Origin of the sequence: Phytopseudomonas daroniae (assembly GCF_004327285.1) — a bacterium.
Taxonomy (GTDB): Bacteria; Pseudomonadota; Gammaproteobacteria; order Pseudomonadales; family Pseudomonadaceae; genus Aquipseudomonas; species Aquipseudomonas daroniae.
In genome coordinates this window covers 77,682-103,996 of record NZ_QJUI01000016.1, presented here as the reverse complement: position 1 = coordinate 103,996, position 26,315 = coordinate 77,682, and the positions used below count along the sequence as shown (strand labels likewise).

At 64.6% G+C, this 26,315-nt stretch carries 22 protein-coding genes; 14 read left to right on the top strand and 8 right to left on the bottom strand.

Annotated elements, in window-relative coordinates; all coding sequences use genetic code 11:
- Nucleotides 1–92: 92 nt before the first annotated feature.
- The 3 genes from ftsX to ftsY are packed head-to-tail and all read right to left on the bottom strand — an operon-like array spanning nucleotide 93 to nucleotide 3,156.
- Nucleotides 93–1,109: a permease-like cell division protein FtsX gene (gene ftsX / locus DNK06_RS18375; RefSeq protein ID WP_131181446.1), complete on the bottom strand. Its 1,017-nt coding sequence runs from the start codon at nucleotides 1,107–1,109 to the stop codon at nucleotides 93–95.
- Nucleotides 1,106–1,777 carry a cell division ATP-binding protein FtsE gene (gene ftsE / locus DNK06_RS18370; RefSeq protein ID WP_131181445.1) on the bottom strand — a complete coding sequence of 224 codons (672 nt, stop codon included), beginning with the start codon at nucleotides 1,775–1,777 and terminating at the stop codon, nucleotides 1,106–1,108. The genes ftsX and ftsE overlap by 4 nt, the downstream gene beginning before the upstream one ends.
- Nucleotides 1,777–3,156, bottom strand: a complete 1,380-nt coding sequence (gene ftsY, locus DNK06_RS18365; RefSeq protein ID WP_131181444.1) for a signal recognition particle-docking protein FtsY — start codon at nucleotides 3,154–3,156, stop codon at nucleotides 1,777–1,779. The genes ftsE and ftsY overlap by 1 nt, the downstream gene beginning before the upstream one ends.
- Nucleotides 3,157–3,422: 266 nt before the next feature.
- Between ftsY and DNK06_RS18360 the strand changes: the two genes are divergently transcribed.
- The 7 genes from DNK06_RS18360 to ggt all read left to right on the top strand — a co-directional run bounded on the left by DNK06_RS18360 (nucleotide 3,423) and on the right by ggt (nucleotide 10,790).
- On the top strand, nucleotides 3,423–4,778 hold the full coding sequence (locus DNK06_RS18360; protein WP_131181443.1) for a M16 family metallopeptidase: 1,356 nt from the start codon (nucleotides 3,423–3,425) through the stop codon (nucleotides 4,776–4,778).
- Nucleotides 4,771–6,261: a M16 family metallopeptidase gene (locus DNK06_RS18355; RefSeq protein WP_131181442.1), complete on the top strand. Its 1,491-nt coding sequence runs from the start codon at nucleotides 4,771–4,773 to the stop codon at nucleotides 6,259–6,261. Before DNK06_RS18360 ends, DNK06_RS18355 begins: the two co-directional genes overlap by 8 nt.
- On the top strand, nucleotides 6,261–6,863 hold the full coding sequence (rsmD, locus tag DNK06_RS18350) for a 16S rRNA (guanine(966)-N(2))-methyltransferase RsmD (protein WP_131181441.1): 603 nt from the start codon (nucleotides 6,261–6,263) through the stop codon (nucleotides 6,861–6,863). The genes DNK06_RS18355 and rsmD overlap by 1 nt, the downstream gene beginning before the upstream one ends.
- 93 nt (nucleotides 6,864–6,956) lie before the next feature.
- A complete protein-coding gene (locus DNK06_RS18345; RefSeq protein ID WP_131181440.1) occupies nucleotides 6,957–7,958 on the top strand; it encodes a hydrolase in 1,002 nt (333 codons plus the stop codon).
- Nucleotides 7,959–8,156: 198 nt separating this feature from the next.
- Nucleotides 8,157–8,639 carry a pantetheine-phosphate adenylyltransferase gene (gene coaD, locus DNK06_RS18340; RefSeq protein WP_131181439.1) on the top strand — a complete coding sequence of 161 codons (483 nt, stop codon included), beginning with the start codon at nucleotides 8,157–8,159 and terminating at the stop codon, nucleotides 8,637–8,639.
- 205 nt (nucleotides 8,640–8,844) lie between these two features.
- Nucleotides 8,845–9,096 (top strand): YfhL family 4Fe-4S dicluster ferredoxin, encoded by a 252-nt coding sequence (locus DNK06_RS18335; RefSeq protein ID WP_131181438.1) that lies wholly within the window; start codon nucleotides 8,845–8,847, stop codon nucleotides 9,094–9,096.
- Between the two features lie 2 nt (nucleotides 9,097–9,098).
- Entirely contained in the window at nucleotides 9,099–10,790 is a 1,692-nt protein-coding gene (ggt, locus tag DNK06_RS18330) for a gamma-glutamyltransferase (protein WP_131181437.1), read from the top strand.
- A 24-nt stretch (nucleotides 10,791–10,814) separates the two neighbouring features.
- Here ggt and DNK06_RS18325 read toward each other — a convergent pair whose 3' ends face one another.
- The 4 genes from DNK06_RS18325 to DNK06_RS18310 all read right to left on the bottom strand — a co-directional run bounded on the left by DNK06_RS18325 (nucleotide 10,815) and on the right by DNK06_RS18310 (nucleotide 14,943).
- Entirely contained in the window at nucleotides 10,815–12,632 is a 1,818-nt protein-coding gene (locus DNK06_RS18325) for a Na/Pi cotransporter family protein (protein ID WP_242674717.1), read from the bottom strand.
- A gap of 94 nt (nucleotides 12,633–12,726) precedes the next feature.
- A complete protein-coding gene (locus DNK06_RS18320) occupies nucleotides 12,727–13,068 on the bottom strand; it encodes a multidrug transporter (protein ID WP_131181435.1) in 342 nt (113 codons plus the stop codon).
- Nucleotides 13,069–13,183: 115 nt separating this feature from the next.
- Entirely contained in the window at nucleotides 13,184–13,996 is an 813-nt protein-coding gene (gene mutM / locus DNK06_RS18315) for a bifunctional DNA-formamidopyrimidine glycosylase/DNA-(apurinic or apyrimidinic site) lyase (protein ID WP_131181434.1), read from the bottom strand.
- A gap of 80 nt (nucleotides 13,997–14,076) precedes the next feature.
- A complete protein-coding gene (locus DNK06_RS18310) occupies nucleotides 14,077–14,943 on the bottom strand; it encodes an HDOD domain-containing protein (RefSeq protein ID WP_131181433.1) in 867 nt (288 codons plus the stop codon).
- A gap of 149 nt (nucleotides 14,944–15,092) precedes the next feature.
- Here DNK06_RS18310 and DNK06_RS18305 point away from each other — a divergent pair, with 149 nt between their 5' ends.
- Nucleotides 15,093–15,632, top strand: a complete 540-nt coding sequence (locus DNK06_RS18305) for a type 1 glutamine amidotransferase domain-containing protein (RefSeq protein WP_131181432.1) — start codon at nucleotides 15,093–15,095, stop codon at nucleotides 15,630–15,632.
- A gap of 603 nt (nucleotides 15,633–16,235) precedes the next feature.
- Entirely contained in the window at nucleotides 16,236–17,432 is a 1,197-nt protein-coding gene (locus tag DNK06_RS18300) for a class I SAM-dependent rRNA methyltransferase (protein WP_131181431.1), read from the top strand.
- Between the two features lie 9 nt (nucleotides 17,433–17,441).
- On the opposite strand, the gene DNK06_RS18295 is transcribed toward DNK06_RS18300, so the two are convergent.
- Complete coding sequence (locus DNK06_RS18295) at nucleotides 17,442–18,341, bottom strand: LysR family transcriptional regulator (RefSeq protein WP_131181430.1); 900 nt, start codon at nucleotides 18,339–18,341, stop codon at nucleotides 17,442–17,444.
- 119 nt (nucleotides 18,342–18,460) lie between these two features.
- Here DNK06_RS18295 and DNK06_RS18290 point away from each other — a divergent pair, with 119 nt between their 5' ends.
- The 5 genes from DNK06_RS18290 to ilvD all read left to right on the top strand — a co-directional run bounded on the left by DNK06_RS18290 (nucleotide 18,461) and on the right by ilvD (nucleotide 26,227).
- The gene (locus DNK06_RS18290) at nucleotides 18,461–19,783 is read left to right on the top strand and encodes a D-amino acid dehydrogenase (RefSeq protein WP_131181429.1); all 1,323 of its coding nucleotides are present in this window, start codon (nucleotides 18,461–18,463) and stop codon (nucleotides 19,781–19,783) included.
- Between the two features lie 16 nt (nucleotides 19,784–19,799).
- Entirely contained in the window at nucleotides 19,800–20,156 is a 357-nt protein-coding gene (locus DNK06_RS18285) for a RidA family protein (protein WP_131181428.1), read from the top strand.
- Nucleotides 20,157–20,261: 105 nt separating this feature from the next.
- A complete protein-coding gene (locus tag DNK06_RS18280) occupies nucleotides 20,262–21,242 on the top strand; it encodes a TAXI family TRAP transporter solute-binding subunit (protein ID WP_131181427.1) in 981 nt (326 codons plus the stop codon).
- Nucleotides 21,243–21,535: 293 nt separating this feature from the next.
- On the top strand, nucleotides 21,536–24,106 hold the full coding sequence (locus tag DNK06_RS18275) for a TRAP transporter permease (RefSeq protein ID WP_242674714.1): 2,571 nt from the start codon (nucleotides 21,536–21,538) through the stop codon (nucleotides 24,104–24,106).
- A 282-nt stretch (nucleotides 24,107–24,388) separates the two neighbouring features.
- Nucleotides 24,389–26,227 (top strand): dihydroxy-acid dehydratase, encoded by a 1,839-nt coding sequence (gene ilvD, locus DNK06_RS18270; protein WP_131181426.1) that lies wholly within the window; start codon nucleotides 24,389–24,391, stop codon nucleotides 26,225–26,227.
- The last annotated feature ends 88 nt before the right edge of the window (nucleotides 26,228–26,315 follow it).

Below are 26,315 nucleotides of genomic sequence, written 5' to 3'. Positions count from 1 at the left end.
CGCAATATGACCGGAAGCCACCATCCTGGTTCCCCGGTCAATAGTCAATATCAACCAAATCAATATGTTGGGCGAAGCGTCAAAGTCGCACTTCAGCGCGGAGCAAGCTCCCTCAAATGCCGCGCCACCGCCAGCCACGCACCGATATACCCCAACAGCACCGCTCCCAGCAATAGGGAGAAGCCGTCTCCCGACGGCACACCGGCCAGCGCGAAATCACTGCCGTACAAACCGGACAGGCGCACCACGGCATCGTTCAACCAGTTCAGCCCGAAGGCCAGCACCAGCCAGGACAGCACACCAGCGCCCAGGCCATACAGCGCGCCCATATAGAGGAAGGGGCGGCGCACATAGCTGTCGGTGCCGCCGACCAGCTTGATCACTTCGATCTCGGTGCGACGATTCTCGATATGCAGGCGGATGGTATTACCGATCACCAGCAGCAGGGCCATGATCAGCAGTACGGTCAGACCGAAGACGAAGCGGTCGCCCAGCTTGAGAATCGCGCTCAGGCGCTCGACCCAGAGCAGATCCAGCTGCGCCTGCTGCACGCTGGGCAGCTCTGCCAGGCGCAGGCGCAGAGCCTCGAGGGTAGCCTTGTCGACCTCCTTGGGCGTCACCAGCACAGCGCCGGGCAACGGATTGTCCGGCAACTCCTTGAGTGCTTCGCCCAGTCCGGACTGCTGCTGAAATTCTTCCAGTGCCTTTTCGCGGCTGATCCATTCGGCTTCGGCCACGTCGTCCATGCCGGCGATCTGCTCACGCAGGGCCTGGCCCTGGCTGTCGCTGGCGTCGATGGTCAGGAATACCGAGATCTGCGCGGCACGCTGCCAGGAGCCACCGAGGCGCTCGACGTTACCGAGCAGCAGCGACAATCCCATGGGCAGACTCAGCGCCACGGCCATCACCAGGCAGGTGAAGAAGCTGCCGATCGGCTGCTTGCCAAGGCGGCGCAGGCTGTCGACCAGGCTGGCGCGGTGGCTTTCCAGCCAGGCGTGGGTCAGGGTACGGAAATCCGGCTCGTTGTTCGGGCCCTGGGGCTCGGCGTTCTTTGGCGCCGCGCCGACGCGCTGGGCCGGCTGCGGTGGTGGTACGCGGGAGGCGCTCATTCTGCCGCCTCCCCGTCGCCGATCAGGCGGCCGCGCTGCAGGGTAAGCATGCGGTGGCGCATGCGCGCGATCAGTGCCAGGTCGTGACTGGCGATCAGCACGCTGGTGCCGAGTTGGTTGATGTCTTCGAATACACCCATGATTTCCGCCGCCAGACGCGGGTCGAGGTTACCGGTGGGTTCGTCGGCCAATAGCAGGGCCGGACGATGGACGATGGCGCGGGCGATGCCGACACGCTGCTGCTGCCCGGTCGACAGATCGCCAGGGAACAGCTCGGCCTTGTCGCTCAGGGAAACCCGCTCCAGAGCCGAGCCAACGCGGCGACCGATGTCGCTCTTGGACAACCCGAGAATCTGCAGTGGCAGGGCCACGTTGTCGAACACGCTGCGGTCGAACAGCAGCTGGTGATTCTGGAACACCACGCCGATCTGCCGGCGCAGGAAGGGAATCTGCGCGCTGGTGATCTGCGACAGATCCTGGCCAGCCAGCAGCAGCTTGCCCGACGTGGGCCGCTCCATGGCCAGCAGCAAGCGCAATAGCGTGCTCTTGCCGGCACCGGAATGGCCAGTGACGAAGAGGAACTCGCCGCGGCGCACGCGGAAACTCAACTCATGCAACCCGACATGACCGTTGGGATAACGCTTGCCGACCTGCTCGAATCGGATCATCACTGCTCCCGTTGCTGGAAAAGCGCCTGAACGAAGGGTTCGGCCTCGAAGGTACGCAGATCGTCGATACCTTCGCCGACGCCGATGTAGCGGATCGGCAGGCCGAACTGCTTGGCCAGGGCGAAGATCACCCCACCCTTGGCCGTGCCATCCAGCTTGGTCAGGGCCAGACCGGTCAAGTTCACTGTCTGGTTGAATTGTTTGGCCTGGTTGATCGCGTTCTGCCCGGTGCCGGCATCCAGCACCAGCAGCACTTCGTGGGGCGCGCTGTCGTCGAGCTTGCCGATCACCCGGCGCACCTTCTTCAGCTCTTCCATCAGGTTGTCTTTGGTGTGCAGACGCCCGGCGGTGTCGGCGATCAGCACATCCATGCCGCGGGCCTTTGCAGCCTGCACGGCGTCGAAGATCACCGAGGCGGAATCCGCGCCGGTGTGCTGGGCGATCACCGCGATCTTGTTGCGCTCACCCCATACCTGCAATTGCTCAACCGCGGCGGCGCGGAAGGTATCACCGGCGGCGAGCATGACTTTCTTGCCCTCGCCCTGCAGCTTCTTGGCCAGTTTGCCGATGGTGGTGGTCTTGCCGGCGCCGTTCACGCCAACCACCAGGATCACGAAGGGCTGCTTGCCGGCATCGATCTGCAGCGGCTGCTCGACCGGACGCAGCAGCGCGGTGAGTTCTTCCTGCAGGGATTTGTACAGCGCTTCGCTGTCGGTCAACTGCTTGCGCGCGACCTTCTGAGTCAGGCTCTGGATAATCGCCGTGGTGGCCTCGACGCCAACGTCGGCGGTGAGCAGGCGGGTCTCGATCTCGTCGAGCAGATCATCGTCGATGACCTTCTTGCCAAGGAACAGGCTGGCCATGCCCTCGCCCAGACTGGCGCTGGTCTTCGACAGGCCCTGGCGCAGGCGGGAAAACCAGCCGCCCTTGTTGTCCGACGGTTTGTTCTGCTCGACGACCGGCGCGGGCACTTCGACGGGCGCTGCCACCACGGCAGCCGGGGTCGCCGGCACGGCGTGGTGTACGTCACTGCCCGCGGCCAATTCGACAGGATGCTCGAGGGCGGCGGCAGGCTGCTCGGCGACCGGCTCGTCCAGCGCCTCGGGGCCATGGCGGGTCGGCAGCGGATCGGTCGCGACCGGCTCAGGCTCGGCGGTAGCGGTCTGCTCGAGAGGCGCCGGCACCTCGACCGCAGCCGGCTCAGGTTCCTCGAGCGCTTCAGGCTGCGGCTCTGCCTGGGACACTGCGGGAGCAGGCTCTACAGGCTTCTTGTTGCGCAGCCAGCCGAACAGGCCGCGCTTCTCGGTGGCTTTCTCTGTGCCCTGCTCGACGCTGGCGTCGGGGGCCGGGGTCTTGTTGTCGTCTTTTGAACCAAACATGGAGGACGGCTATCTCAGAGGGGCGAACGCCATGGCCCTTGCACGGTGGGGCTGAGGGCGGTGCTTGACGGCAGGCGTGCAGGGGATTCGCACACCATCGCTGCACAGACGTGGTCGCCAGTAAAACGGATGCGTATCCTAGCACCTCCGCACAGGTCACGGCTAAGCCAAGCAGGCCGCCTGGCGTTGCGCGAGCACACTGCATGACCGCGGCCCACCCTACGCCGCAATCGCCACGCCCGCCGTGGCTCAACGAGGAGAGAGGTTTGTCCAGTTCACTTGCCCGCCATCTCGCCGGCCTGCTGCTAGCCTGCGCCTTGCCCCTGGCGGCCCAGGCCGCGGCACCACAACCGACCCATGAATTCACTCTCGACAATGGCCTCAAGGTCGTCGTCCGCGAAGACCACCGCGCCCCGGTGGTGGTCTCCCAGCTCTGGTACAAGGTCGGCTCGAGCTACGAGACCGCCGGCCAGACCGGCCTGTCCCACGCGCTGGAACACATGATGTTCAAGGGCAGCCGCAAGCTTGGCCCTGGCGAAGCCTCGCGCGTGCTGCGCGACCTCGGTGCCGAAGAGAACGCCTTCACCAGCGACGACTACACCGCCTATTACCAGGTGCTGGCCAGTGATCGCCTGGGCGTCGCCTTCGAACTGGAAGCGGATCGACTGGCCAGCCTGCGCCTGCCGGCCGACGAGTTCGCACGCGAGATCGAGGTGATCAAGGAAGAGCGTCGTCTGCGCACCGACGACAAGCCGTCGGGCCTGGCCTTCGAACGCTTCAAGGCCATGGCTTACCCAGCCAGCGGCTACAGCATCCCGACCATCGGCTGGATGGCCGACCTCGATCGCATGACCGTGGACGAACTGCGCCACTGGTACGAGACCTGGTACGTGCCCAACAACGCCACCCTGGTGGTGGTCGGCGATGTGACCCCGGAAGCGGTCAAGGCCCTGGCGCAGCGTTACTTCGGCGCGATTCCCAAGCGCGACGTACCAGCCGCCAAGATCCCGCTGGAGCTGCCGACGCCCGGCGAGCGACGCATCACCCTGCACCTCAAGACCCAGCTGCCGAGCCTGATGATGGGCTTCAACGTGCCCGGTCTGGCCACCGCCAAGGCGCCGCGCGAGGTGCATGCGTTGCGCCTGATCGCCGCTCTGCTCGACGGTGGCTACAGCGCGCGCCTGGCTACCCGCCTGGAACGTGGCGAGGAGTTGGTTTCCGGCGCCGGTGCCTGGTACAACGGCTACACCCGCGGCGACAGCCTGTTCATGGTGTCCGCCACGCCCAACGTGCAAACCGGCAAGACCCTGGAGCAGACCGAAGCGGGCATCTGGCGCGAGTTGCTGGATCTGCAGAAGAACCCGCCATCGGCCGAAGAACTGGCTCGCGTGCGTGCCCAGCTGATCGCCGAACTGGTCTACGACCGCGACTCGATCACCAGCCAGGCCACCGCTATCGGCCAGCTGGAAACCGTTGGCCTTTCCTGGCAGTTGATCGACCAGGAACTGGCCGAACTGGAAGCCGTGACCCCGGCCGATATCCAGAATGCCGCCAAGACCTACTTCACCCGCGATCGCCTCAGCGTCGCCCATGTACTGCCCGAGGAGAAGCGCGATGAGTAAGCGTAACGGCCCGCGCTACGCCCTGCTGGGGCTGTTCCTGATCGCCCTGTTGGTGGCCCTGAGCTTCACCGTGCAGCGCACCCCTGACGCCGCACCGGCCGCCGCCGATGCGCCGAAAACTGACGACACGCAGCTGCAATCTCTGGCCGAACTGGATGGCAAGACGCCCGTGCGGCGCAAGCTCGACATCCAGAGCTGGCAAACCGCCGAAGGCGCCAAGGTGCTGTTCGTCGAAGCCCGCGAACTGCCAATGTTCGACCTGCGCCTGACCTACGCCGCCGGCAGCAGCCAGGACGGCGACGTGCAGGGCCTGGCCATGCTGACCAATGCCATGCTCAACGAAGGCGTACCCGGCAAGGACGTCGGTGCCATCGCAGCCGGTTTCGAAAGCCTGGGCGCCGAGTTCAGTAATGGCGCCTACCGCGACATGGCCGTGACCAGCCTGCGCAGCCTCAGCGATGCAACGCAACGCGAACCGGCCCTGAAGCTGTTCGAGCAGGTGATCGGCCAGCCGACCTTCCCCGCCGACTCACTGGCGCGAATCAAGAACCAGGTACTCGCCGGTTTCGAATTCCAGAAGCAGAACCCGGGCAAGCTGGCCAGCCTCGAACTGTTCGAGCGCCTTTACGGCGATCATCCGTACGGTCATCCCAGCGAAGGCACCCCAAGCTCGGTTCCCGGTATCAGCCGCGAACAGTTGCAGGCCTTCCACGCTAAGGCCTATGCCGCTGGCAACGCGGTGATCGCCCTGGTCGGCGACCTGTCCCGCGAAGAAGCCGAGGCCATGGCCGCCGAGGTCTCCGCTGCGCTGCCCAAGGGCCCGGCGCTGGCGAAAACCATCGCTCCCGAAGTGCCGAAAGCCGGTCTGACCCATATCGACTTTCCATCCAACCAGACCCACCTGTTGATCGCCCAGCTCGGCATCGACCGTCGTGATCCGGATTACGCGGCGCTGTATCTGGGCAATCAGGTGTTCGGCGGTGGCGGCTTCGGCACCCGGCTGATGACCGAGGTTCGCGAAAAGCGCGGCCTGACCTACGGCGTCTACTCCGGCTTCAGTGCCATGCAGGCCCGCGGCCCGTTCATGATCAACCTGCAGACCCGCGCCGAACTCAGCGACGGCACCCTGCAACTGGTCAAGGATCTGCTGGGCGATTTCCTCGCCAACGGCCCGACTCAGGAAGAGCTGGACGCCGCCAAGCGTGAGATGGCCGGCAGCTTCCCGCTGTCCACCGCGAGCAACGCCGCCATCGTCGGCCAGCTCGGCGCCATCGGCTTCTACGACCTGCCGATGACCTACCTGGAAGACTTCCTGGCCCAGGTACAGGCGCTCAGCGTCGAGCAGGTAAAAACCGCCATGGCCAAGCATCTCGACCCCGAAGCGCTGGTGATCGTCACCGCAGGGCCGAAGGTCGAACAGAAAGAACTGCCGCCACCCACCGACAAACCAGCCGAACTGCCGATTGGCGTCCCGGAGCACTGATGGCCAGACGACCCGTTCCCGCCAAGTCTCCCGTCGCCCATGGCGGCGACGGGCAACTGCGCATCATCGCCGGCCAGTGGCGCAGCCGGCAATTCAGCTTTCCCATGGCCCATGGCCTGCGACCAACGCCCAATCGCGTGCGGGAAACTCTGTTCAACTGGCTGGCGCCCCATGTCGAAGCGGCCAAGGTGCTCGACCTGTTCGCCGGCAGCGGTGCCCTGTTTCTCGAAGCGCTGTCGCGAGGTGCCGGCAGCGCCCTGGCGCTGGATCTCAATCCGGCAGCGGTGAACAGCCTGCGCGGTCACCTGGCGACCCTGCGCTGCGACAACGGCCAGGTGCTGCAGAGCGATGCCCTCGCCTACCTGCAGAGCCAGTCCGCCATGCCATATGACCTGGTATTCCTCGATCCGCCCTTCAGCCAGGATCTGCTCCTGCCAGCTTGCGAGCTGCTCGAGCAACGTGGCTGGCTGGCTGCCGATGCCTGGGTGTATACCGAGAGCGAGCAGGCACCGTCGAGCCTGGGCATGCCCGGCAACTGGCGTCTGCATCGCGAACAGAAAGCCGGCCAGGTTCATTACGCGCTCTGGCAGCGCAGCGTGTAGCCTGGATTAGCCGCAGGCGTAATCCGGATTTCGCGGCCTCCACCCTGCCCCGGATTACGCTTCGCTAATCCAGGCTACGAACCGTGGTGCGACATGAGCACGAGCTTCAAACCGGCCTGGTGGTTGCCCGGCCCTCATCTGCAAACCTTGTGGGGCTCGCTGGGTCGACGAGCCCCCATCCTGCGGCGACAGCGCGAGCGCCTGTGGCTGGAAGACGGCGATTTTCTCGACCTCGACTGGCACGGGCCTCATGAGGCACATGCCCCGGTGGTGCTGGTACTGCACGGCCTGACCGGCTCATCCAGCTCGCACTACGTGCTCGGCCTGCAGCAACAGCTCGCCGCCCAGGGCTGGGCCAGCGTGGCGCTCAACTGGCGCGGCTGCTCGGGCGAGCCCAACCTGCTACCGCGCGGCTACCACTCCGGTGCCAGCGAAGACCTCGCCGAAACCGTCCGCCACCTGCGCGCCAAACGGCCCATGGCGCCGCTCCATGCGGTGGGCTATTCGCTGGGCGGCAACGTGCTGCTCAAGTACCTCGGCGAAAGCGGCGCCGAAAGCGGGCTGCAGAACGCCGCCGCGGTATCGGTACCGTTTCGCCTGGATCAGTGCGCGGATCGTCTCGGCGTCGGCTTTTCGCGGGTCTACCAGGCCCACTTCATGCGTGCCATGGTCGCCTACGTGAAAGACAAGCAGCGCCTGTTCGCCCACCAGGGCCAGGCAGACCGCCTGTCGATCCTGGAAAAACTCGGCCCCTTGGACGGCATGCGCACCTTCTGGGATTTCGACGGCCGCATCACCGCACCGCTGCACGGTTTCAGCGACGCCGGGGATTACTACCGCCGCTCCTCGAGCCGCTATTACCTGGGCCGTATCCAGACGCCTACCCTGCTGATCCAGTCCAGCGACGACCCGTTCGTGTATCCCCACAGCCTGCCCGAAGCCGATGAACTGGCGCCCTGCATCACCTTCGAGCTGCATGCCAGGGGCGGTCACGTCGGTTTCGTTGACGGCACGGCGCGCCAGCCCGGCTATTACCTGGAGCGGCGCATTCCCGGTTGGCTACTGGCCACCGAGCGAGGCACAGAGATTCCATGATGCGAACGCTGCGGACTCTGAGCGCCCTACGGCAAGGCGCTGCAGAAGCCGACCTACACACATTGTTCATCCGCGGATGAGCCTGCCAGCAGCGCGATTAACGCCCACATCCGCGCCTACCGGCGGGTCACCGACTTGGCCCACCCCGGCGTGCTGCGCTACCATCCGAATCCCCAACGCTCCCGCCAGGACGTCACGATGAATCGAGTGTTATACCCAGGCACCTTCGACCCCATTACCAAGGGGCACGGCGATCTGGTCGAGCGCGCCTCGCGCCTGTTCGACAGCGTCGTCATCGCGGTCGCTGCCAGCCCGAAGAAGAACCCGCTGTTCTCCCTCGAACAACGCGTGGAGCTGGCCCGGGAAGTCACCAAGCACCTGCCCAATGTCGAAGTGATCGGTTTCTCCACGCTGCTCGCCTCCTTCGCCAAGGAGCAGGGTGCCAACGTGCTGCTGCGCGGTCTGCGTGCGGTATCGGACTTCGAGTACGAGTTCCAGCTGGCCAACATGAACCGTCAACTGGCGCCGGATGTGGAGAGTCTGTTTCTCACTCCATCGGAGAAGTACTCCTTCATCTCCTCCACCCTGGTGCGGGAAATCGCCAACCTCGATGGTGATATCACCAAGTTCGTCCACCCCGTCGTGGCCGAGGCCCTGACCGAGCGTTTCAAGGCTCGCTGATTCCTGGGGTCTGTTGACGTTTCACGCACGGCCGCGTTGCAACGTCAACAGACCCCTGGTCAGCACGCGCTGCAATTTCCACATGCCGCGCACGGGCGTCGCTCCGTACGGCGCCCAAGCGTGCGCTGACGGCGACAATCCGGCACAATCGCGCATTCCTGTTTGAATGTGTCGCGGCCAGTGGCCCGGCAGGAGCTTGCCTTTCATGTCCCTGATCATCACCGACGACTGCATCAACTGCGACGTCTGCGAACCTGAGTGCCCGAACGCGGCGATCTCCCAGGGTGAGGAGATCTACGTGATCGACCCCAACCTGTGTACCGAATGCGTGGGCCACTACGACGAGCCTCAGTGCCAGCAGGTCTGCCCGGTGGACTGCATTCCCCTCGACGAAAACAACGTCGAGAGCAAGGAGCAGTTGATGCACAAGTACCAGATACTTACCGGCAAAGCCTGAGGATGCGCCGCTCTCCTCGCGGCCAGAACGCTATCTCGGCGCTGTTCAGCGCGCTGCTCCTGCTGTGCAGCCTCAGCCTGCAGGCCAGCGAACAGCCCGGTCGCAGTGCCATCGCCACAGCACACCCCGCCGCCACCGTAGCCGGGCGGGAAACCCTGGCACTGGGCGGTAACGCCTTCGACGCCGCCGTCGCCATCAGCGCGGCCCTCGCGGTGGTCGAGCCTTATGGCTCAGGGCTCGGCGGCGGCGGTCTCTTCCTGCTGCGCAACGCCGACGCCACCTACGGCTTTATCGACGCCCGCGAACGCGCGCCCGGCGCTGCCCATGCCGATCTCTATCGGCGCGATGGCCAGGTGCAGGCGGCGCTGTCCCGCGACGGCGCGCTCGCGGCAGCCATTCCGGGCCTGCCTGCCGCGCTGGTCGAGCTGGCCGGACAGCACGGCCGTCTGCCCTTGCGCGACAGCCTAGCACCGGCCATCCGCCTGGCGCGGGAAGGCTTTCCCGTAGACCGCGTGTACCGCGAGCGCGCCGAGATGCGCCTGGCGGCCATGCGTGACGACGCGGAAACCGCGCGGCTGTTTCTGGACGACGGCGCGGTTCCCAGGGAAGGCACGCTGCTGCGCCAGCCGGAACTGGCCGAAACCCTGCTGATGCTGGCGCGCGGAGGCCGTGACGGGTTCTATACCGGGCCTCTGGCCGAGCGACTGGTCGCGGGCGTGCGAGCTGCCGGCGGCATCTGGACGCTGCAGGATCTGGCCGACTATCGCGCCGTACGACGCCAGCCTCTGCGTGTGCCGTTGGCCGACGGCCGCGAGCTGATCAGCGCACCGCCGCCCTCCGCCGGCGGCCTGGCGCTGGCCCAGAGTCTGCTCGTCCTGCAGCACCTGCCCTGGCGTGAAACCGAGCCGGTGCAGCGCAGCCATCTGGTGGTGGAGACCCTGCGCCGGGTTTATCGCGATCGCGGACTGTTGGGCGACCCGGATTTCATCGATAACCCGACTGCCGCCCTGCTCGCCCCGGCGTATCTGCAGCGTCTGAGCGACAGCATCGATCCGCGGCGCGCTACGCCAAGCAGCGAACTGTCACCAGCCGGCACCTGGAAAGAAGGCGATCACACCACCCATTTCACCGTACTGGACGCCGATGGCAATGCGGTGAGCGCCACCCTGTCGATCAATCTGCCGTTCGGCGCCGCCTTCACCGTGCCAGGTACCGGCGTGTTGCTCAACGATGAAATGGACGACTTCGCCGCCGACCTGACCGGTGCCAACGCTTACGGACTGACCGGCAGCCACGCCAATGCCATCGCCGCCGGCAAGCGGCCGCTGTCGAGCATGAGCCCTACCTTTCTGGAAAGCGCCAGCGAGTTCACCAGCTTCGGTACGCCAGGCGGCAGCCGTATTCCGAGCATGGTGCTGCTGTCGATCCTGGAGTACCTCGACGGCCAGCCCATCGCTCGATGGCCGGCAGTGCCGCGCTATCACCACCAATACCTGCCGGATGTCATCGAGCACGAACCGGAGACCTTCAGCGCCGCGCAGATCGCCGACCTGCAGGCACGCGGCCATAGCCTGAAGGCCCTGGAGCGGGTGTACGGCAATCAGCAGGTACTGCTCTGGAACAAGGCCAGCGGCCAGGTGGAAGCGGCCAGCGACCCACGTGGCATCGGCAGCAGCGATGTGCAGTCACACTGATCGCAGGCGCCCCAAAGCCCTGCCTCAGCCGGTAACTATCAGCGACTCCTGATCACTGCCCAGACGCCGCAGCTCGCGCAACAAAGGCTGCTCCGCGCCGATCATCAGGGCGTTGCGCAGGCTCTGAATGATGCGGCTGGCGTAACCCAGATCATTCATCAGCGAGCTGGTCTGCAGGCCATCCAGTCGACCGCTGCGCACCTGGGCGAAGAGGCGCAGCCGGAAGTCGCCATCGAAACGCGCCGCCTTGCTATCGAGTGCCTCCAGATGGGCGCGCCAGGGCTCCTCGTCCAGCGTGGAGCGGGCCAGTTCATGCACCTCGTGCAACACAGCCAGCAGATGCCCACGCAGCTCCACATAGGCATCGCGGGCGGGCGACGGTGCAGCCTCGAGGTAGTGGCCGAGGTTCTTCTGCAGGTGCTTGGCATCCTTGACCGCATCCACAAGTTGCAGCGCCGCTACCTGACAGGCGACCCAGAACTGCTGGTGCTGCTCGTCCAGCGGCTGCTCCAGGCGGCCCATGAAACTCAGCAGGTCGCCATAGACGCCCTTGATATGCCGCTGGTACAGCGCCTCGGCATCGAAGTGCAAGCGCTCCGGCGGTGCCTGCAACAACGCCGGCTCGACGCGAGCCCTGGCCAACTGATCCACCGGCAGGTAAAGAGCGTGGCAGATCACCTCCAGGCTCAGGCGCCCGAGATGGCCGAGTTCCTGAACCACGGCGCCGGCCGCCGCATCGGCGGAGTCCAGGGCGCGCTCGTTCAGATAACGCGCCGTGGTGCGCTCCGGCCGCTGGGCGGGATCCAATTCGGTGATCAGTACCTTCGGCTCCTGGCGATCCGGCAACCAATGGGTCAGCCGCTGCGCCAACTGGCTCTGCCAGGGCCAGAACAGCGACACGCCCATGGCATTGAACAGGGTGTGGAACATGGCCAGCTGGATCAGCGGGTTATCGCCCAGGCCGACGAACCCGGCGATGACATGCACCAGCCAAGCCAGCGGGCCGAGCAGCACGAATGCCAGCACCCCGGTCAGTACATTGAACAGCACATGGGCCAGTGCCAGGCGCTGACCACTGCGGTTACCGCCGAGCGAACCGACGAACGCGGTGGTGACGCTGCTGCCGATATTCGAGCCGATGGCGATGGCCAGGCTCTGGTCCAGCTCCAGTTGGCCGCCAGCGAGCGCTGCCAGCGTCAGCATCAGGGTCGCGTGGCTGGACTGCAGCACCACGGTCACCAACAGGCCGATGGCCGCGAACAGCAGGCTGCCGAGGATGCCCTGCACCTGATAACCGGTCATGTCCAGGCCGTCGCCGAAACTGGCGAAACCGTCCTTGATCTGGTCGATACCGAGAAAGATGAACGCGATACCCAACACGATACGCCCAGCCGCCTTGCTGCGCGGGCCCAGAAAGCTCGCCAGCACGCCGAATACCAGCAACGGCAGAGCCAGCGGCGACAGGCTCAGGTTCTGCCCGGCCATGGCCAGCAACCAGATGCCGCTGGTGGCACCCAGGTTGGCACCGAACAGGATGGCGATGCCACCGGCCAATTGAATGAGCCCGGTGCTGATGAACGCGATGGTCAACAGCGACACCAGGGTGCTGGACTGCAACAGGAAAGTACCGCCCACACCGAACAGCAGGCTCCTGACCGGCGTTGAAGTGCTACGCCCGAGCAACTGCTCCAGTTTGCTTCCTGCAAGCTGCCGCAGGCCTTCTTCCAGGCACTGCATGCCGAACAGGAACAACGCCAGGCCGGCGCAGAGCTGCGTCCAGGGCGCGCTGAACCAGAAGGAAAGGCCCAGCCCCAGTGCCACCAACGGCAGGATGAACAGCATCGATCTATTGCCCAACGGCATCTCCTTTTGCCTGCGTCCAAACGAAAACGGCCCCTGACTCTGCAGAGTCAGGGGCCGTCTGGCAACTCAGCGTTTATTGGCGCTTGTTGTAACCATCGCCGGTGCAACCCAGGCAACGGACGAAAGCCGCCTTGCCAGGCTCGACTACCAGCGCACGACCGCTGGCACCGATGCCGCCGCCCATGGCCGAGAACGGCAGCGCAACCACGAAGGCTACGGCACCGATGGCGGTAGCGCCGATCAGCAGCGGGCGGGCGATCAGCAGGTCGCCGAGCATGGAGAAACCATCTGGAGCCTGAACGGTGTAGAGCGGGTCTCCACTGGCATTCTGCTGCGCCTCTTGCGCGTTGGCAGTCAGTGCCAGCGAGGCAGCAGTCAGCGCCAGAACAGCAGCGCAAGAGCGAAACAGTTTCATGGGGCGATCCTTCGAAGTATACGGACGATGCCGGTAACTATAACAGCGCACTGGCGATTGTCAGCGTGACGGCCGTCAATCGCCGAGCAACTGGTCGTTCTATCTGACTAAATGGCTAACGCTGGCATTTCGGGCAATAGACGCTCGCCCGTTGACCCAGCTTCACCTCGCGCAGCGTGCTGCCACAGACCTTGCAGAACTGGCCGCCGCGGCCATAGGCGAACAATTCCTGCTGGAAGTAGCCGGGCTGGCCATCCCCACCAACGAAATCGCGCAGGGTGGTGCCGCCGCGCTCGATGGCGTGAGCGAGCACGCGCTTGATCTCGTGGGCGAGACGTACATACCTCGCCCGCGACACCGTCCCGGCGGCGCGCCGCGGATCGATACCAGCAGCGAACAGCGCTTCGGTCGCATAGATATTGCCCACACCGACCACCACGGCGTTATCCATGATGAACGGTTTGACCGCCACGGCCTTGCCGCGAGACAGCTGATACAGCCGCTCGCCATCGAACAGATCGGTCAGCGGCTCCGGCCCCAGGCGCAACAGCAGTTCATGCTCCAGCGGATCAAGGCTCCACAGCAGCGCGCCAAAGCGCCGCGGATCGGTGTAGCGCAGCGCCAGCCCTGACTCCAGTTCGATGTCCACATGTTCGTGCTTGGCCGCTGCCAAGCCGGCCTCGACCAGGCGCAGGCTACCGGACATGCCCAGATGGCTGATCAAACTGCCGACCTCGGCCTTGATCAGCAGGTACTTGGCGCGGCGCTCCACCTTCTCGATACGCTGGCCGGACAGGCGTACATCGAGATCCTCAGGGATCGGCCAGCGCAGGCGCCGCTCACGGACGATCACCCGACTGACGCGCTGACCTTCGAGATAGGGCGCGATACCACGGCGGGTGGTTTCGACTTCTGGCAATTCGGGCATGGCGGCTACTTCGGCAGAATGGCAAGGCAGCACCCTAGGCGCTGCCTGGTTGTGACGTCAACTGTCGACGACGGGGCGGATCAGGCGGTGCCGAGGTCGCGGATGCTCTCGCGCAGGTTCTCGAAATCGTACCCGGAGAGGCCCACATAATCGAGGATCAGCGGCTCGATACTCTGCCATTCGTGATCTTCGCTCTGGTTGCCCAGTACCTGATAACTGCGGCAGATATGCTCGGCCATCTTGAGGATCGCCAGCAGGTTCTTCAGTTGCGCATCACGGCCGTTTTCATCGGCAAAGATGGCCAGGGCGTTGTGATGATTGGCAATGGCCTCGCACAGGTGCAGCGGCAGGTTCCACGATTTGGCGGTGAAGTAGCCGACCACCGCGTGGTTGGTGTTGAGCAGGCGGTTCTCGGTATCGACGATGCGCCGCTCGGCACTGGCGCTGGCGTAGGACTCTTCGAGCATCGTCATGTAATCGGGGAAGCGCTTGAGCATCAGCGGAATCCCACAGTTGTGGAACAGCCCCAGCGTGTAGGCCTCGTCCACGGACTCGTAGCCGATGCGTTTGGCCAGGGTCAGGCAGGTCATGGCGACGTCCTGGGCGGTGTCCCAGAAGCGGTTGAGAGTGACGATGGTGTCGTCAGTCATCTCGCCGCGGATCGACAGGGCGTTGACCATGTTGATCACCGAGCGGCTGCCCAGCAGGTTGACCGCGCGCTGGATCGAGCCGATACGATTGGCCAGGCCGAAGTATGGCGAATTGACGATTTTCAGCAACGCCCCGGAAAGCCCCGGATCCTGGCTGATCAGCCGGGCGATGGCCTTCAGGTCGGGATTGGGCATGACCTGCTCGAACTGCAGGTCGACCATGATCTGCGGCTGCGGCGGCACGCTGATGCCCTGCAGAAACGTCTGGATCTGCTCGGCGGAAAGTTCTTTGTCCATGAGAGGCGGCGAGTAGAAAAAGAGAGGGCACACAGTCTACCCCGAGCCCGATGAATTTTGCCCAACATCTGCACGCCATCGATTTGCCTGAACTTCCATCAGCAACGTGACCCGAAACCCTAAGTCACTACAACTCTGAGGTATTTCCCATGAGCAAGTCCCTGAAAGGCAAGCGTGTTGCCCTGCTGGTCACCGATGGCTTCGAACAGGTCGAACTGACCGGGCCGAAAAAGGCCCTGGAAGAGGCTGGCGCCAGCGCCGAGATCCTTTCCGCCAAGGCGGGCAAGGTCACCGGCTGGCACCACACCACCCCAGGCGAGCAATTCAAGGTCGACAAGACCTTCGACAGTGCCCACATGGAAGACTACGACGCCATCGTCCTGCCCGGGGGCGTGGTCAATTCGGACACCATCCGGCTCGACGAGATGGCACTGGAGCTGGTCAAGGACGCAGCACGCGCCAATAAAACCATCGCCGTGATCTGCCATGGCGCCTGGATTCTCGCCTCGGCCGACCTGGTCAAGGGCAAGACCATGACCAGTTGGCCGTCGCTGACCGACGACCTGAAGAACGCCGGAGCCACCTGGGTGGACAAGGAAGTGGTGGTCGACGGCAAGCTGATCAGCAGCCGCAACCCGGACGATATCCCGGCCTTCAACAAGAAACTGATCGAAGCATTGGCAGCCTGACCCATTTGGAAGCTGTTCACGATCTGCTGCGTGTCGCCTGCAGACGTATCATGTTCGACCGCAAGAAGGCGGAAGCGAACGGTCGTAGGATGGGTCGGGCCGCGCAGGTGAACCCCATCGGCAATTGATGGGTTGCACCCATCCTACAGGCTGCCGATGTGTCGGAGCGGCAAAGTGGCGTAAGCAAACGTAGGGTGGATGACGCTCTTTTCATCCACCATTGCGATCACAAGGTTGGTGGACGGATCGGGCCGCGCAGGTGAAGCGTCATCCACCGTTATGAAGCACGAATGTAACCTGGATTAGCCGAAGGCCGTGTTCCATGGTTCAACGCGGGTCACCGACCGGCCGCTTTCGCCTTGTAGCGTCCTGCCGGGCAATCCTTGATTCTGGCTCGCGAGATCGTGAAAGCCACGCAAGCATAAGGAAACCGGGCCGAGCACCCACTCCCGGCAAATCCGCGACGATGACTGGCCTGCAAGCGAAGCTACCGCAAGACCTGGATCCGCAAACGGACAAACGGCAAAAGGCTTTTTCGCCCACCGCCGCGCGCGTGCCAGGCAGCTCGTTTAGAATGCGCGTCTTTTCTCGACGGAGCCCATCATGTCCCTGCCCAGCCTGCGCCTGAAAGCCAACGCCGACCGACGCCTGCGCGCCGGCCATTTGTGGGTCTACAGCAACGAGATCGACGTCGCCGCCACGCCCCTCAACGCCTTCCAGGCGGGCGACCAGGCCATACTCGAAGCTGCCGGCGGCAAGCCGCTGGGTATCGTCGCCCTGAGCCCGAACAACCTGATCTGCGCTCGTCTGCTGTCCCGTGACGTCAAGCACGTGCTGGACAAATCGCTGCTGGTGCACCGCATCAATGTCGCCCTGAGCCTGCGCGAGCGCCTGTTCGACAAACCCTGCTACCGCCTGGTGTATGGCGACTCCGACCTGCTGCCGGGCCTGGTGGTCGACCGCTTCTTCGACATTCTGGTGGTGCAACTGGCGTCCGCGACCATGGAGCGCCACAAGGACGACGTGCTCGCCGCGCTGATCCAGGTGCTCAAACCCAGCGGCATTCTGCTCAAGAACGATTCCGCCGCGCGCGATGCCGAAGGCCTCGAGCGCTACGTGGATACCGCGTTCGGCGTGGTGCCGGAATGGGTCGCTCTGGAAGAGAACGGCGTGAAGTTCGAAGCGCCGGTGATCGCCGGCCAGAAGACCGGCTGGTTCTATGACCACCGTATGAACCGTGCGCGCCTGGCGCCCTACGTGCAGGGCAAGCGCGTGCTCGACCTGTTCAGTTACATCGGTGGCTGGGGCGTGCAGGCGGCGGCATTCGGTGCCAGCGAAGTGTTCTGCGTGGACGCTTCCGCCTTCGCTCTCGACGGCGTCGAGCGCAACGCCACGCTCAACGGCTTCGCCGAGAAGGTGACCTGTGTGGAAGGTGACGTGTTCGCCGCCCTGCGCGAACTCAAATCAGCCGAAGAACGCTTCGACGTGGTGATCGCCGACCCACCCGCCTTCATCAAGCGCAAGAAAGACATCAAGAACGGCGAAGCCGCCTACCGCCGCCTCAACGAAACCGCCATGCGCCTGCTCAACAAGGACGGCATCCTGGTCAGCGCCAGCTGCTCCATGCACCTGGAAGAGGACAACCTGCAGAACATCCTGCTGACCAGCGCCCGCCACCTGGATCGCAACATCCAGTTGCTCGAGCGCGGCGCCCAGGGCCCGGATCACCCGGTGCACCCGGCCATCGCCGAGACCCGCTACATCAAGAGCCTGACGGTTCGCCTCCTGCCCAACAGCTGAGTCCGCGCCTCAACCAGGCAGCATGATCCGCTGCGCCTGTTCGCCGAGCATCTGCAGCAGGCGCTGCATGGCGTCGCTGCCGCCCTCGTCGAGACGGGTCATGGCGTACAGGTTGACCGGCAGCACCGGCCGCAACGGCCGTACCTGCACGCCGGCGCCGCTGCCATAACCGGTCAGCGGGTCGACCACCGCCAAACCCATGCCCTCGGCTACCAGCGCCCGGGCCAGTTGCCAGGTCTGCGCGCGGGCGACGATGGTCGGCGCACTGCTGGCCTCGGACAGGTGCTGCTCCAACAGCCCCCCCAGCGCGTCGCGGGTATCCAGCGCCAGCAGCGGCTGGCCGCTGAGCGCTTCGATGGGCAGCGGCTCTCGCAGCGTCTCTGTCGGCCAGTAACCCGGTGGCGCGATCACCACCATGCGCGCCTGCGCCAGTACCTGCATACGCAGGCCGGGGTGCTTGGGGTTCTGCAGCGTCAGCGCCAGATCCGCCTCGTGCAGCAACAGGCTTTCCACCAGTTCGGGAGTGTGATGGGTGGCCAGCTCGCAGGGAGACTGCGGATAGAGCGCGCACCAGGCTGGAATAACCTTAGGTAATAGGCTTTGTGCCAGGCTCGGCGTGGCAACGATGCGCAGCGCCTGGACGCCATGCGCACGCAAATTGCCGGCCAGGCGCCTGACCCGCTGCAGCTCGTCGAATACCCGTGCCGTCGACTGCTCGAGAATCCGCGCTTCGGCGGTCACCAGCAACTGCCCGCGCACTCGGTTGAACAGGGCAAAGCCCAGTTGCGCCTCGGCATGCTGCAGCGCCTTGGTCGCCGCTGGCTGGGAAATGTTCAGCAGGTTGGCGGCGCCGGTAATCGAGCCGGTCTGCAGGATGGCCTGGAAAATCTCGATATGACGCAAACGCATGGCATCCCTCTGACGGCCAAAGCCCATAACCTTTGGTAATAGTCTATGGTCATTTATTCATTGGCTCCAGCTGCGCATCGGCCCGTACGTTAATGGCTTGCACAGGGTTCGAGGTAGCGATGTCAGAAAATCTCCGGGAGCGCACTCTCACGCCGCACAACGACGGCCCGCAGAGTGACCTCCAGGCATCCCAGGACAAAAAGCGGATCGCCGTGATCGGTGCCGGCGTGATCGGCATGAGTACCGCTTACGCTCTGGTGCGCGCCGGTCATTCGGTGGTGCTGGTGGACAAGCATTCGCAGCCGGGCCAGGAAACCAGCCTGGCCAATGGCGGCCAGCTCAGCTATCGCTACGTCTCGCCGCTGCCGGATGCCGGCGTGCCGCTCAAGGCGTTGCGCTGGATGCTGCAGGGCGCCGATGCGCCTCTGAAATTCCGCCCGCGCCTGGATCCGCGCCAATGGCGCTGGTGCCTGTCGTTCCTGGTGGCGTGCCGCAGCTCGGTGAACCGGGAAAACGGCGCTCATCTGCTACGCCTGGCGCTGTACAGCCAGCAGGTGCTGGGAGAATGGCGCAAGGCCGGGCTCGACGGTTTCGCCTGGCGGCGCAACGGCAAGCTGGTGATCTATCGCCAGGCGGACAGTTTCGTCCAGGCCGCGGCCAAAGTCAGGGAAGGTGACGAGCAGCGGGTCTTGTCGGTAGAGCAATGCGTGGCCCTGGAGCCCGCCTTGAGCGCCATCGCCACACAACTGGCCGGCGGCATTTTCAGTGCCTCGGACGAATCCGCCGACTGCCAGCTGTTCTGCCAGGCCATGGAGCAAGCAGCCCGGGCCAGCGGCCACTACCAGCGTATCGAGGATTGCGTGAGCGCCATACGCCACGGCCAGGGCCGCATTCAGGCGCTGCAACTGGCCAGTGGCGGAACACTGGAAGCGGACGATTTCGTCCTAGCCGCCGGCAATGCCAGCAGCATGCTCGCCGCCCCGCTGGGGATCGACCTGCAGCTCTATCCACTCAAGGGATACAGCCTGACCCTGGCACTGAATGACAGCAGCCGCTGCCCGGACGTCAGCGTCACCGACTTCGATCGCAAGATCGTCTACGCCCGCCTCGGCGATCAGTTGCGCGTGGCCGCCATGGTCGATATCGGCGCACCGGACGCGACTGTCGACCCGGCTCGCATCGCCGCCCTCAAGCAGCAATGCCAACAGACCTTTCCCGAGGCTGGCGACTACCAGCATGCCAGCGAATGGGCCGGCCTGCGCCCGTCTACCGCCCATGGCAAACCTATTCTTGGGGCCACTCACCTGGACAATTTCTGGCTCAACGTCGGCCACGGCAGCCTCGGCCTGACTCTGGCCGCCGCCAGTGCCCAGGTGCTCACCCAACTGATCGAACACCGCACCAGCCCCGTGGATCTCACCGGGCTGACCCTCACCCCCTGATCGAAGGATTACTGTCATGAGCATTCAACGTATCGCCAGCAACGCCCGCATGAGCGGCGCCGTCGTCCACGGCGGGCTGATTTTCCTTGCCGGTCAGGTGCCGACCGATCGCAGCCTGGACTGCTCCGGGCAGACCGCCGAGGTGCTCGCCAAGATCGATGCACTGCTGCAGCAGGCCGGTAGCGACAACAGCCATCTGCTCAGCGCACAGATCTGGTTGAAAGATATTGAAACGGATTTCACGAAAATGAACGCCGTATGGGAGGCCTGGTTGCCGCAAAATTGTGCCCCAGCGCGCGCAACCACGCAGGCACCGCTGGCATCGCCGGATGTGCTGGTTGAAATAATGGTCATCGCCGCAGTTCGTAGCTGATCCAGACAGGAAAGGCCATAACCGGTAACCGCCCTACCCGGCGGATCTCGGATCCTTGCTCCCCATCGGTGCCGAACAGCGGCCTCGTACAATAAGGAAAGCACCATGAAGATACGTTCCCTACCCTGCGCCCTCAGCGCTTTCGCGGCCGCCACGGTCTTGTCTTGCGCCAGCCTCTCCGTACAGGCTCAGGAGCGCTTCGTCACCATCGGCACGGGCGGCCAGACCGGCGTCTACTACGTGGCGGGCCAGTCGATCTGTCGCTTCATGAACCGCACCGGTGCTGAACAGGGCATCAAGTGCAACGCCCCCTCCACCGCCGCCAGCGTGTTCAACATCAACGCCCTGCGCAGCGGTGAATTCAACTTCGGCTTCACCCAGGCCGACCACCAGTTCAAGGCCTACAAAGGCCTGCCGCCGTTCGAGAAACAAGGCGCCATGGAAGACCTGCGCGCGGTGTTCTCCATGCAGACCGAAGTGCTGACCATCGTCGCCCGCGACAGCGCCAGGATCGCCAACTTCGACGACCTGGCCGGCAAGCGCGTGAACATCGGCGTACCGGGCTCCGGCAGCCGTGACACCTTCGAGGAGATCATGCAGGCCAAAGGCTGGAAGAACAGCTCCTTCGCCCTGGCCGCCGAACTCAAGCCCGCGGAAATGGCCTCGGCGCTGGCCGACAACAACCTCGACGCCATGACCTACGTGGTCGGCCACCCCAGCGGCGCGATCCAGGAAGGCCTGAGCGTGGTGGCGTCCAAACTGATTGCGGTCGATGGTCCGGACATCGACAAATTCCTCGAAGAGAAGACCTACTACATCAAAACCGAGATCCCGGCTGGCATCTACAAGGGCGTGGATCAGCCGATCCCCTCGATTGGCGGCAAGGCGCTGCTGACCACCTCGACCAAAACCAGCGCCGATACCGTGTACCTGCTGGTCAAGTCGGTGTTCGAGAACTTCGACCGCTTCAAGCGCCTGCACCCGGCCTTCGAGAACCTCACCGAAGAGGAAATGATCAGCACCGGCATGTCGGCACCGCTGCATGAAGGCGCGGAGCGCTATTACAAGGAACGCGGCTGGCTGTAAGAACCTGCTCACGATCTGCTGCGCGTCGGCCCTGCAGCGTTAAAAACAGGCTCGGTAGGCCGCTTGCGGCCAACGCACTTCAGTGCGGCCCCGAAGGGGCGAGCGAAGCGAGTACTGCTCATTTACAGCTGTCCTCGCCTGTTTTTTCGGGGGGCGCCTAGCCCTTGCATGGCTCTAGCTCGCTAAATCGTGAACACGTTCTACGCTCCGTCATACCTGCCTCGGAGTCACACTCGCTGCCGGTCATCGCCTGATGCCCGGCAGTTTTCGTCACGCAGCCTGGAATCGAGTCCATGAGCAATCCGCCAACCATGACTGCCGAGGAACTGGCAGCCCAGGAAACCGGCGCACGTAATCCCGCCGGCGCCATGGCCGGCCTGATCGCCGGTCTGGCCCTGGCCTGGTCGCTGTTCCAACTGTGGATCGCCTCGCCCCTGCCGTTCATCTTCGGCTTCGGCATCCTCAACGACACGGAAAGCCGCACCATCCACCTGGCGTTCGCCCTGGCTCTGGCCTTTCTCGCCTACCCGGCGTTCAAGCGCTCGCCGCGCCGCCATGTGCCCATCGTGGACATGCTGCTGGCACTGATGGTCTGCGCCTCGGTGCTGTACCTGTGCGTGTTCTACCGCGAACTGTCGTCACGCCCCGGCAACCCGACCAGCCTGGATCTGCTCACCGCCCTGATCGGCATACCGCTGTTGCTGGAGGCGACGCGCCGAACCCTGGGCGCGCCGCTGGCGATCATCGCCCTGGTGTTCATCGGCTACTCCCTGGCCGGCCCCTGGATTCCCGGCCTGCTGGCGCACCGCGGCGTCAGCCTCACCGGCCTGGCCAACCACCAGTGGCTGAGCACCGAAGGGGTGTTCGGCATCGCCCTGGGGGTCTCCACCAGCTTCGTCTTCCTTTTCGTGCTATTCGGCGCCCTGCTCGAACGTGCCGGCGCCGGGCACTATTTCATTCAGTTGGCCTTCTCCATGCTCGGCCACATGCGCGGCGGCCCGGCCAAGGCCTCGGTGGTCGGCTCGATGCTCACCGGCCTGGTCTCCGGCTCATCCATCGCCAACGTGGTCACCACCGGCACCTTCACCATCCCGATGATGAAGAAGGTCGGCTATCCGGGCACCAAGGCCGGCGCCATCGAAGTCGCCGCCTCGACCAACGGCCAGATGATGCCGCCGGTGATGGGCGCGGCCGCCTTCCTGATGGTCGAGTACGTCGGCATTCCCTATGTCGAAGTGCTCAAGCACGCCTTCCTGCCGGCGACCATTTCCTACATCACCCTGCTGTGGATCGTGCACCTGGAAGCGGTGAAGATGAACATGCAGGGCCTGCCGCGCCGCGACACCCGCCCGTTCATGCGCCGCCTGATCGGCTTCTGCTTCGGCGTCGCGCTGATCAGCGGCCTGTCGCTGGCGGTCTACTACGGCCTGGGCTGGCTGAAACCGCTGCTCGGCGATGCCGCGGTCTGGGTCATCGCCGCCATGACGGTGCTGGTCTACCTGGGCCTGCTGAAGATCTCCGCCAGCGTCGCCCCGCTGCCGGTGGAAGACCCCGACGCCGCCCTGACCGAGCTGCCGTCGCCACGCGCCGTGCTGCTCTCGGGCCTGCACTTCATCCTGCCGGTAGTGATCCTGGTCTGGTGCCTGATGATCGAGCGCCTGTCTCCGGGGTTGTCGGCGTTCTGGGGCGTGGTCACGCTGATCTGCATCCTGGTCAGCCAGCGCCCGCTGCTGAGCTGGATGCGTAAGGACAGCGAGCATGTCGACGGCACCTTCAAGGATGGCCTGCTCGACCTCTACCACGGCCTGATCAGCGGCGCGCGCAGCATGATCGGCATCGGTATCGCCACGGCCACCGCCGGTATCGTGGTCGGCGCCATTTCCCAGACCGGGGTCGGCCTGGTGCTGGCCGACCTGGTGGAAATACTGTCGATGGGCAGCCTGCTGCTGATGCTGATCCTCACCGGCCTGTTCTGCCTGATCCTCGGCCTGGGCCTGCCCACCACCGCCAACTACATCGTGGTGTCGTCGCTGATGGCGCCGGTGGTTATCGCCCTCGGCCAGCAGAATGGTCTGGTGGTGCCACTGATCGCCATCCACATGTTCGTCTTCTACTTCGGCCTGCTGGCCGACGCCACGCCGCCGGTGGGCCTGGCGTCCTTCGCCGCCGCGGCGATTGCCCGCGAGGATCCGATCAAGACCGGTGTGCAGGCGTTCATGTACGAGACGCGCAGTATCGTCTGGCCGTTCATGTTCATCTTCAACACCGACCTGCTGCTGATCGGCGTCACCCTCGGCCAGGGCATCCTCACCTTCATCACTGCGGCCATCGCCATGCTGATGTTCGCCTCGGCGACCCAGGGCTGGTTCCTGGCGAAGAACCGCTGGTACGAAGGCCTGCTCCTGCTGCTGGTGTCCTTCACCCTGTTCCGTCCGGAGTTCTGGCTCGACACCCTCAAGCCGCCGTTCCACAGCGAACCGCCGGCACGCTTCGCCGAAGCCGTGCAGGACGCCGAGCCCGGCGCCGAACTGCGCCTGCTGGTGCGCAGCGAGGATATCGACGGTAGCCAACGCGACCTGACCATCATTCTCGGCGTGCCCGAGGGCGAGCCGCAACAGCGCATGGAAAGCCTCGGCCTGGTGCTCTACGACGAGGACGACAAGGTGCTGATCGACAGCGTTGCCTTCAACAGCCCGGCGGCGTCCGCTGGCCTGCAATTCGACCAGGAAATACTCGAGCTGCAGGTTCCGGCGCAGCGGCCGCCCAAGCAGCTGATGTGGATCCCGGCGCTATTGCTGCTCGGCTTGGTCGCCTGGTTGCAGCACCGTCGCGCTCGCCGCCAGGCGCAGCCGATACTCGCCTAACCGGTACGCGGGCGGTGCCTAGGGTCTGTTGACGTTTCAGCACGACCGCGCCGGAGCCGCCCGCGCACCATCACCCTTTCCCCTGCGCCGCCGAGCGGCGTAGAATCGTGAACATTCCTCGCCAACCATCCTTCGGCGGGCTTGTGGGCCCCAGCCGCGCGCACGTCAACCCCGTTGCCTGCGCGGCTCCACCGAATCGACGGCCATCTGCTACTCGACCTCGGCCAGACGCTCCCACACAACGCACATAACCAGATACCTGATTAGCCGCAGGAAACCGCCATGCCTGACTATCGTTCGAAAACCTCCACCCACGGCCGCAACATGGCCGGCGCCCGCGCCCTGTGGCGCGCCACCGGGATGAAGGACGAAGACTTCAAGAAGCCGATCATCGCCATCGCCAACTCCTTCACCCAGTTCGTGCCCGGCCACGTGCACCTGAAGGATCTCGGCCAACTGGTGGCCCGCGAGATCGAGCGAGCCGGCGGCGTGGCCAAGGAATTCAACACCATCGCCGTGGACGACGGCATCGCCATGGGCCACGACGGCATGCTCTATTCGCTGCCGAGCCGCGAGATCATCGCCGACTCCGTCGAGTACATGGTCAACGCCCACTGCGCCGACGCCATCGTCTGCATCTCCAACTGCGACAAGATCACCCCCGGCATGCTGATGGCCGCCCTGCGCCTGAACGTTCCGGTGATCTTCGTTTCCGGCGGGCCGATGGAAGCCGGCAAGACCAAACTCGCCAGCCACGGCCTGGATCTGGTCGACGCCATGGTCATCGCCGCCGACAGTTCGGCCAGCGACGAGAAGGTCGCCGAATACGAGCGCAGCGCCTGCCCGACCTGCGGCAGTTGCTCCGGCATGTTCACCGCCAACTCGATGAACTGCCTGGTTGAAGCGCTGGGTCTGGCACTGCCGGGCAACGGTTCGACCCTGGCCACCCACAGCGACCGCGAACAGCTGTTCCTGCAGGCCGGGCGCACCATCGTCGAACTGTGCAAGCGCTACTATGGCGAGAACGACGACTCGGTACTGCCGCGCAACATCGCCAACTTCAAGGCCTTCGAGAACGCCATGACGCTGGACATCGCCATGGGCGGCTCGACCAACACCATCCTGCACCTGCTGGCCGCTGCCCAGGAAGCCGAGATCGATTTCGACCTGCGCGACATCGACCGTCTGTCCCGTCACGTGCCGCAACTGTGCAAGGTCGCGCCGAACATCCAGAAGTACCACATGGAAGACGTGCACCGTGCCGGTGGCATTTTCAGCATCCTCGGTTCGCTGGCACGTGGCGGCCTATTACACACCGACCTGCCGACCGTGCACAGCCGCAGCATGGAAGAAGCCATCGCCAAGTGGGACATCACCCAGACCGACGATGAAGCCGTGCACCACTTCTTCAAGGCCGGGCCGGCAGGCATCCCGACCCAGACCGCATTCAGCCAGTCGACCCGCTGGGAAACCCTGGACGACGACCGTGAGAACGGCTGTATCCGTAGTGTCGAACACGCCTACTCGAAAGAGGGTGGCCTGGCCGTGCTATACGGCAACATCGCCCTCGACGGCTGCGTGGTGAAAACCGCGGGCGTCGACGAGTCGATCCACGTGTTCGAAGGTAACGCCAAGATCTTCGAAAGCCAGGACAGCGCCGTACGCGGTATCCTCGCCGACGAAGTGAAGGCTGGCGATATCGTCATCATCCGTTACGAAGGCCCGAAAGGCGGCCCGGGCATGCAGGAAATGCTCTACCCGACCTCGTACCTCAAGTCCAAGGGCCTGGGCAAAGCCTGCGCGCTGCTCACCGACGGCCGCTTCTCCGGTGGCACCTCGGGCCTGTCCATCGGCCACGCCTCGCCGGAAGCCGCCGCCGGTGGTGCCATCGGCCTGGTGCGTGACGGCGACAAGGTGCTGATCGACATTCCCAACCGCTCGATCAACCTGCTGGTCAGCGATGAAGAGATCGCCCATCGCCGCCATGAGCAGGACAAGAAGGGCTGGAAGCCGGTGGAACAGCGTCCACGCAAAGTCACCACCGCCCTCAAGGCCTATGCCCTGCTCGCCACCAGCGCCGACAAGGGCGCAGTACGCAACAAGGCGCTACTGGACGGCTGAACCATGGAAGCCCGGCCAGTCAGGCCGTGTGAAAACGTAGCGAGCGAAGGTCAGGCAAGGCAAAAATTGGCGAAAAAGCGCAGTTTAC

Coding starts and splice junctions, on each gene's coding strand:
- DNK06_RS18310 (WP_131181433.1), bottom strand. CDS start 14,943: ATGGACAAAGAACTTTCCGCCGAGCAGATCCAGACGTTTCTGCAGGGC.
- DNK06_RS18275 (WP_242674714.1), top strand. CDS start 21,536: ATGAGCAATCCGCCAACCATGACTGCCGAGGAACTGGCAGCCCAGGAA.
- DNK06_RS18305 (WP_131181432.1), top strand. CDS start 15,093: ATGAGCAAGTCCCTGAAAGGCAAGCGTGTTGCCCTGCTGGTCACCGAT.
- DNK06_RS18335 (WP_131181438.1), top strand. CDS start 8,845: ATGTCCCTGATCATCACCGACGACTGCATCAACTGCGACGTCTGCGAA.
- ftsX (WP_131181446.1), bottom strand. CDS start 1,109: ATGAGCGCCTCCCGCGTACCACCACCGCAGCCGGCCCAGCGCGTCGGC.
- ilvD (WP_131181426.1), top strand. CDS start 24,389: ATGCCTGACTATCGTTCGAAAACCTCCACCCACGGCCGCAACATGGCC.
- DNK06_RS18300 (WP_131181431.1), top strand. CDS start 16,236: ATGTCCCTGCCCAGCCTGCGCCTGAAAGCCAACGCCGACCGACGCCTG.
- rsmD (WP_131181441.1), top strand. CDS start 6,261: ATGGCCAGACGACCCGTTCCCGCCAAGTCTCCCGTCGCCCATGGCGGC.
- ggt (WP_131181437.1), top strand. CDS start 9,099: ATGCGCCGCTCTCCTCGCGGCCAGAACGCTATCTCGGCGCTGTTCAGC.
- DNK06_RS18295 (WP_131181430.1), bottom strand. CDS start 18,341: ATGCGTTTGCGTCATATCGAGATTTTCCAGGCCATCCTGCAGACCGGC.
- DNK06_RS18290 (WP_131181429.1), top strand. CDS start 18,461: ATGTCAGAAAATCTCCGGGAGCGCACTCTCACGCCGCACAACGACGGC.
- ftsE (WP_131181445.1), bottom strand. CDS start 1,777: ATGATCCGATTCGAGCAGGTCGGCAAGCGTTATCCCAACGGTCATGTC.
- mutM (WP_131181434.1), bottom strand. CDS start 13,996: ATGCCCGAATTGCCAGAAGTCGAAACCACCCGCCGTGGTATCGCGCCC.
- DNK06_RS18355 (WP_131181442.1), top strand. CDS start 4,771: ATGAGTAAGCGTAACGGCCCGCGCTACGCCCTGCTGGGGCTGTTCCTG.
- coaD (WP_131181439.1), top strand. CDS start 8,157: ATGAATCGAGTGTTATACCCAGGCACCTTCGACCCCATTACCAAGGGG.
- DNK06_RS18345 (WP_131181440.1), top strand. CDS start 6,957: ATGAGCACGAGCTTCAAACCGGCCTGGTGGTTGCCCGGCCCTCATCTG.
- DNK06_RS18320 (WP_131181435.1), bottom strand. CDS start 13,068: ATGAAACTGTTTCGCTCTTGCGCTGCTGTTCTGGCGCTGACTGCTGCC.
- DNK06_RS18325 (WP_242674717.1), bottom strand. CDS start 12,632: ATGCTGTTCATCCTGCCGTTGGTGGCACTGGGGCTGGGCCTTTCCTTC.
- DNK06_RS18280 (WP_131181427.1), top strand. CDS start 20,262: ATGAAGATACGTTCCCTACCCTGCGCCCTCAGCGCTTTCGCGGCCGCC.
- ftsY (WP_131181444.1), bottom strand. CDS start 3,156: ATGTTTGGTTCAAAAGACGACAACAAGACCCCGGCCCCCGACGCCAGC.
- DNK06_RS18285 (WP_131181428.1), top strand. CDS start 19,800: ATGAGCATTCAACGTATCGCCAGCAACGCCCGCATGAGCGGCGCCGTC.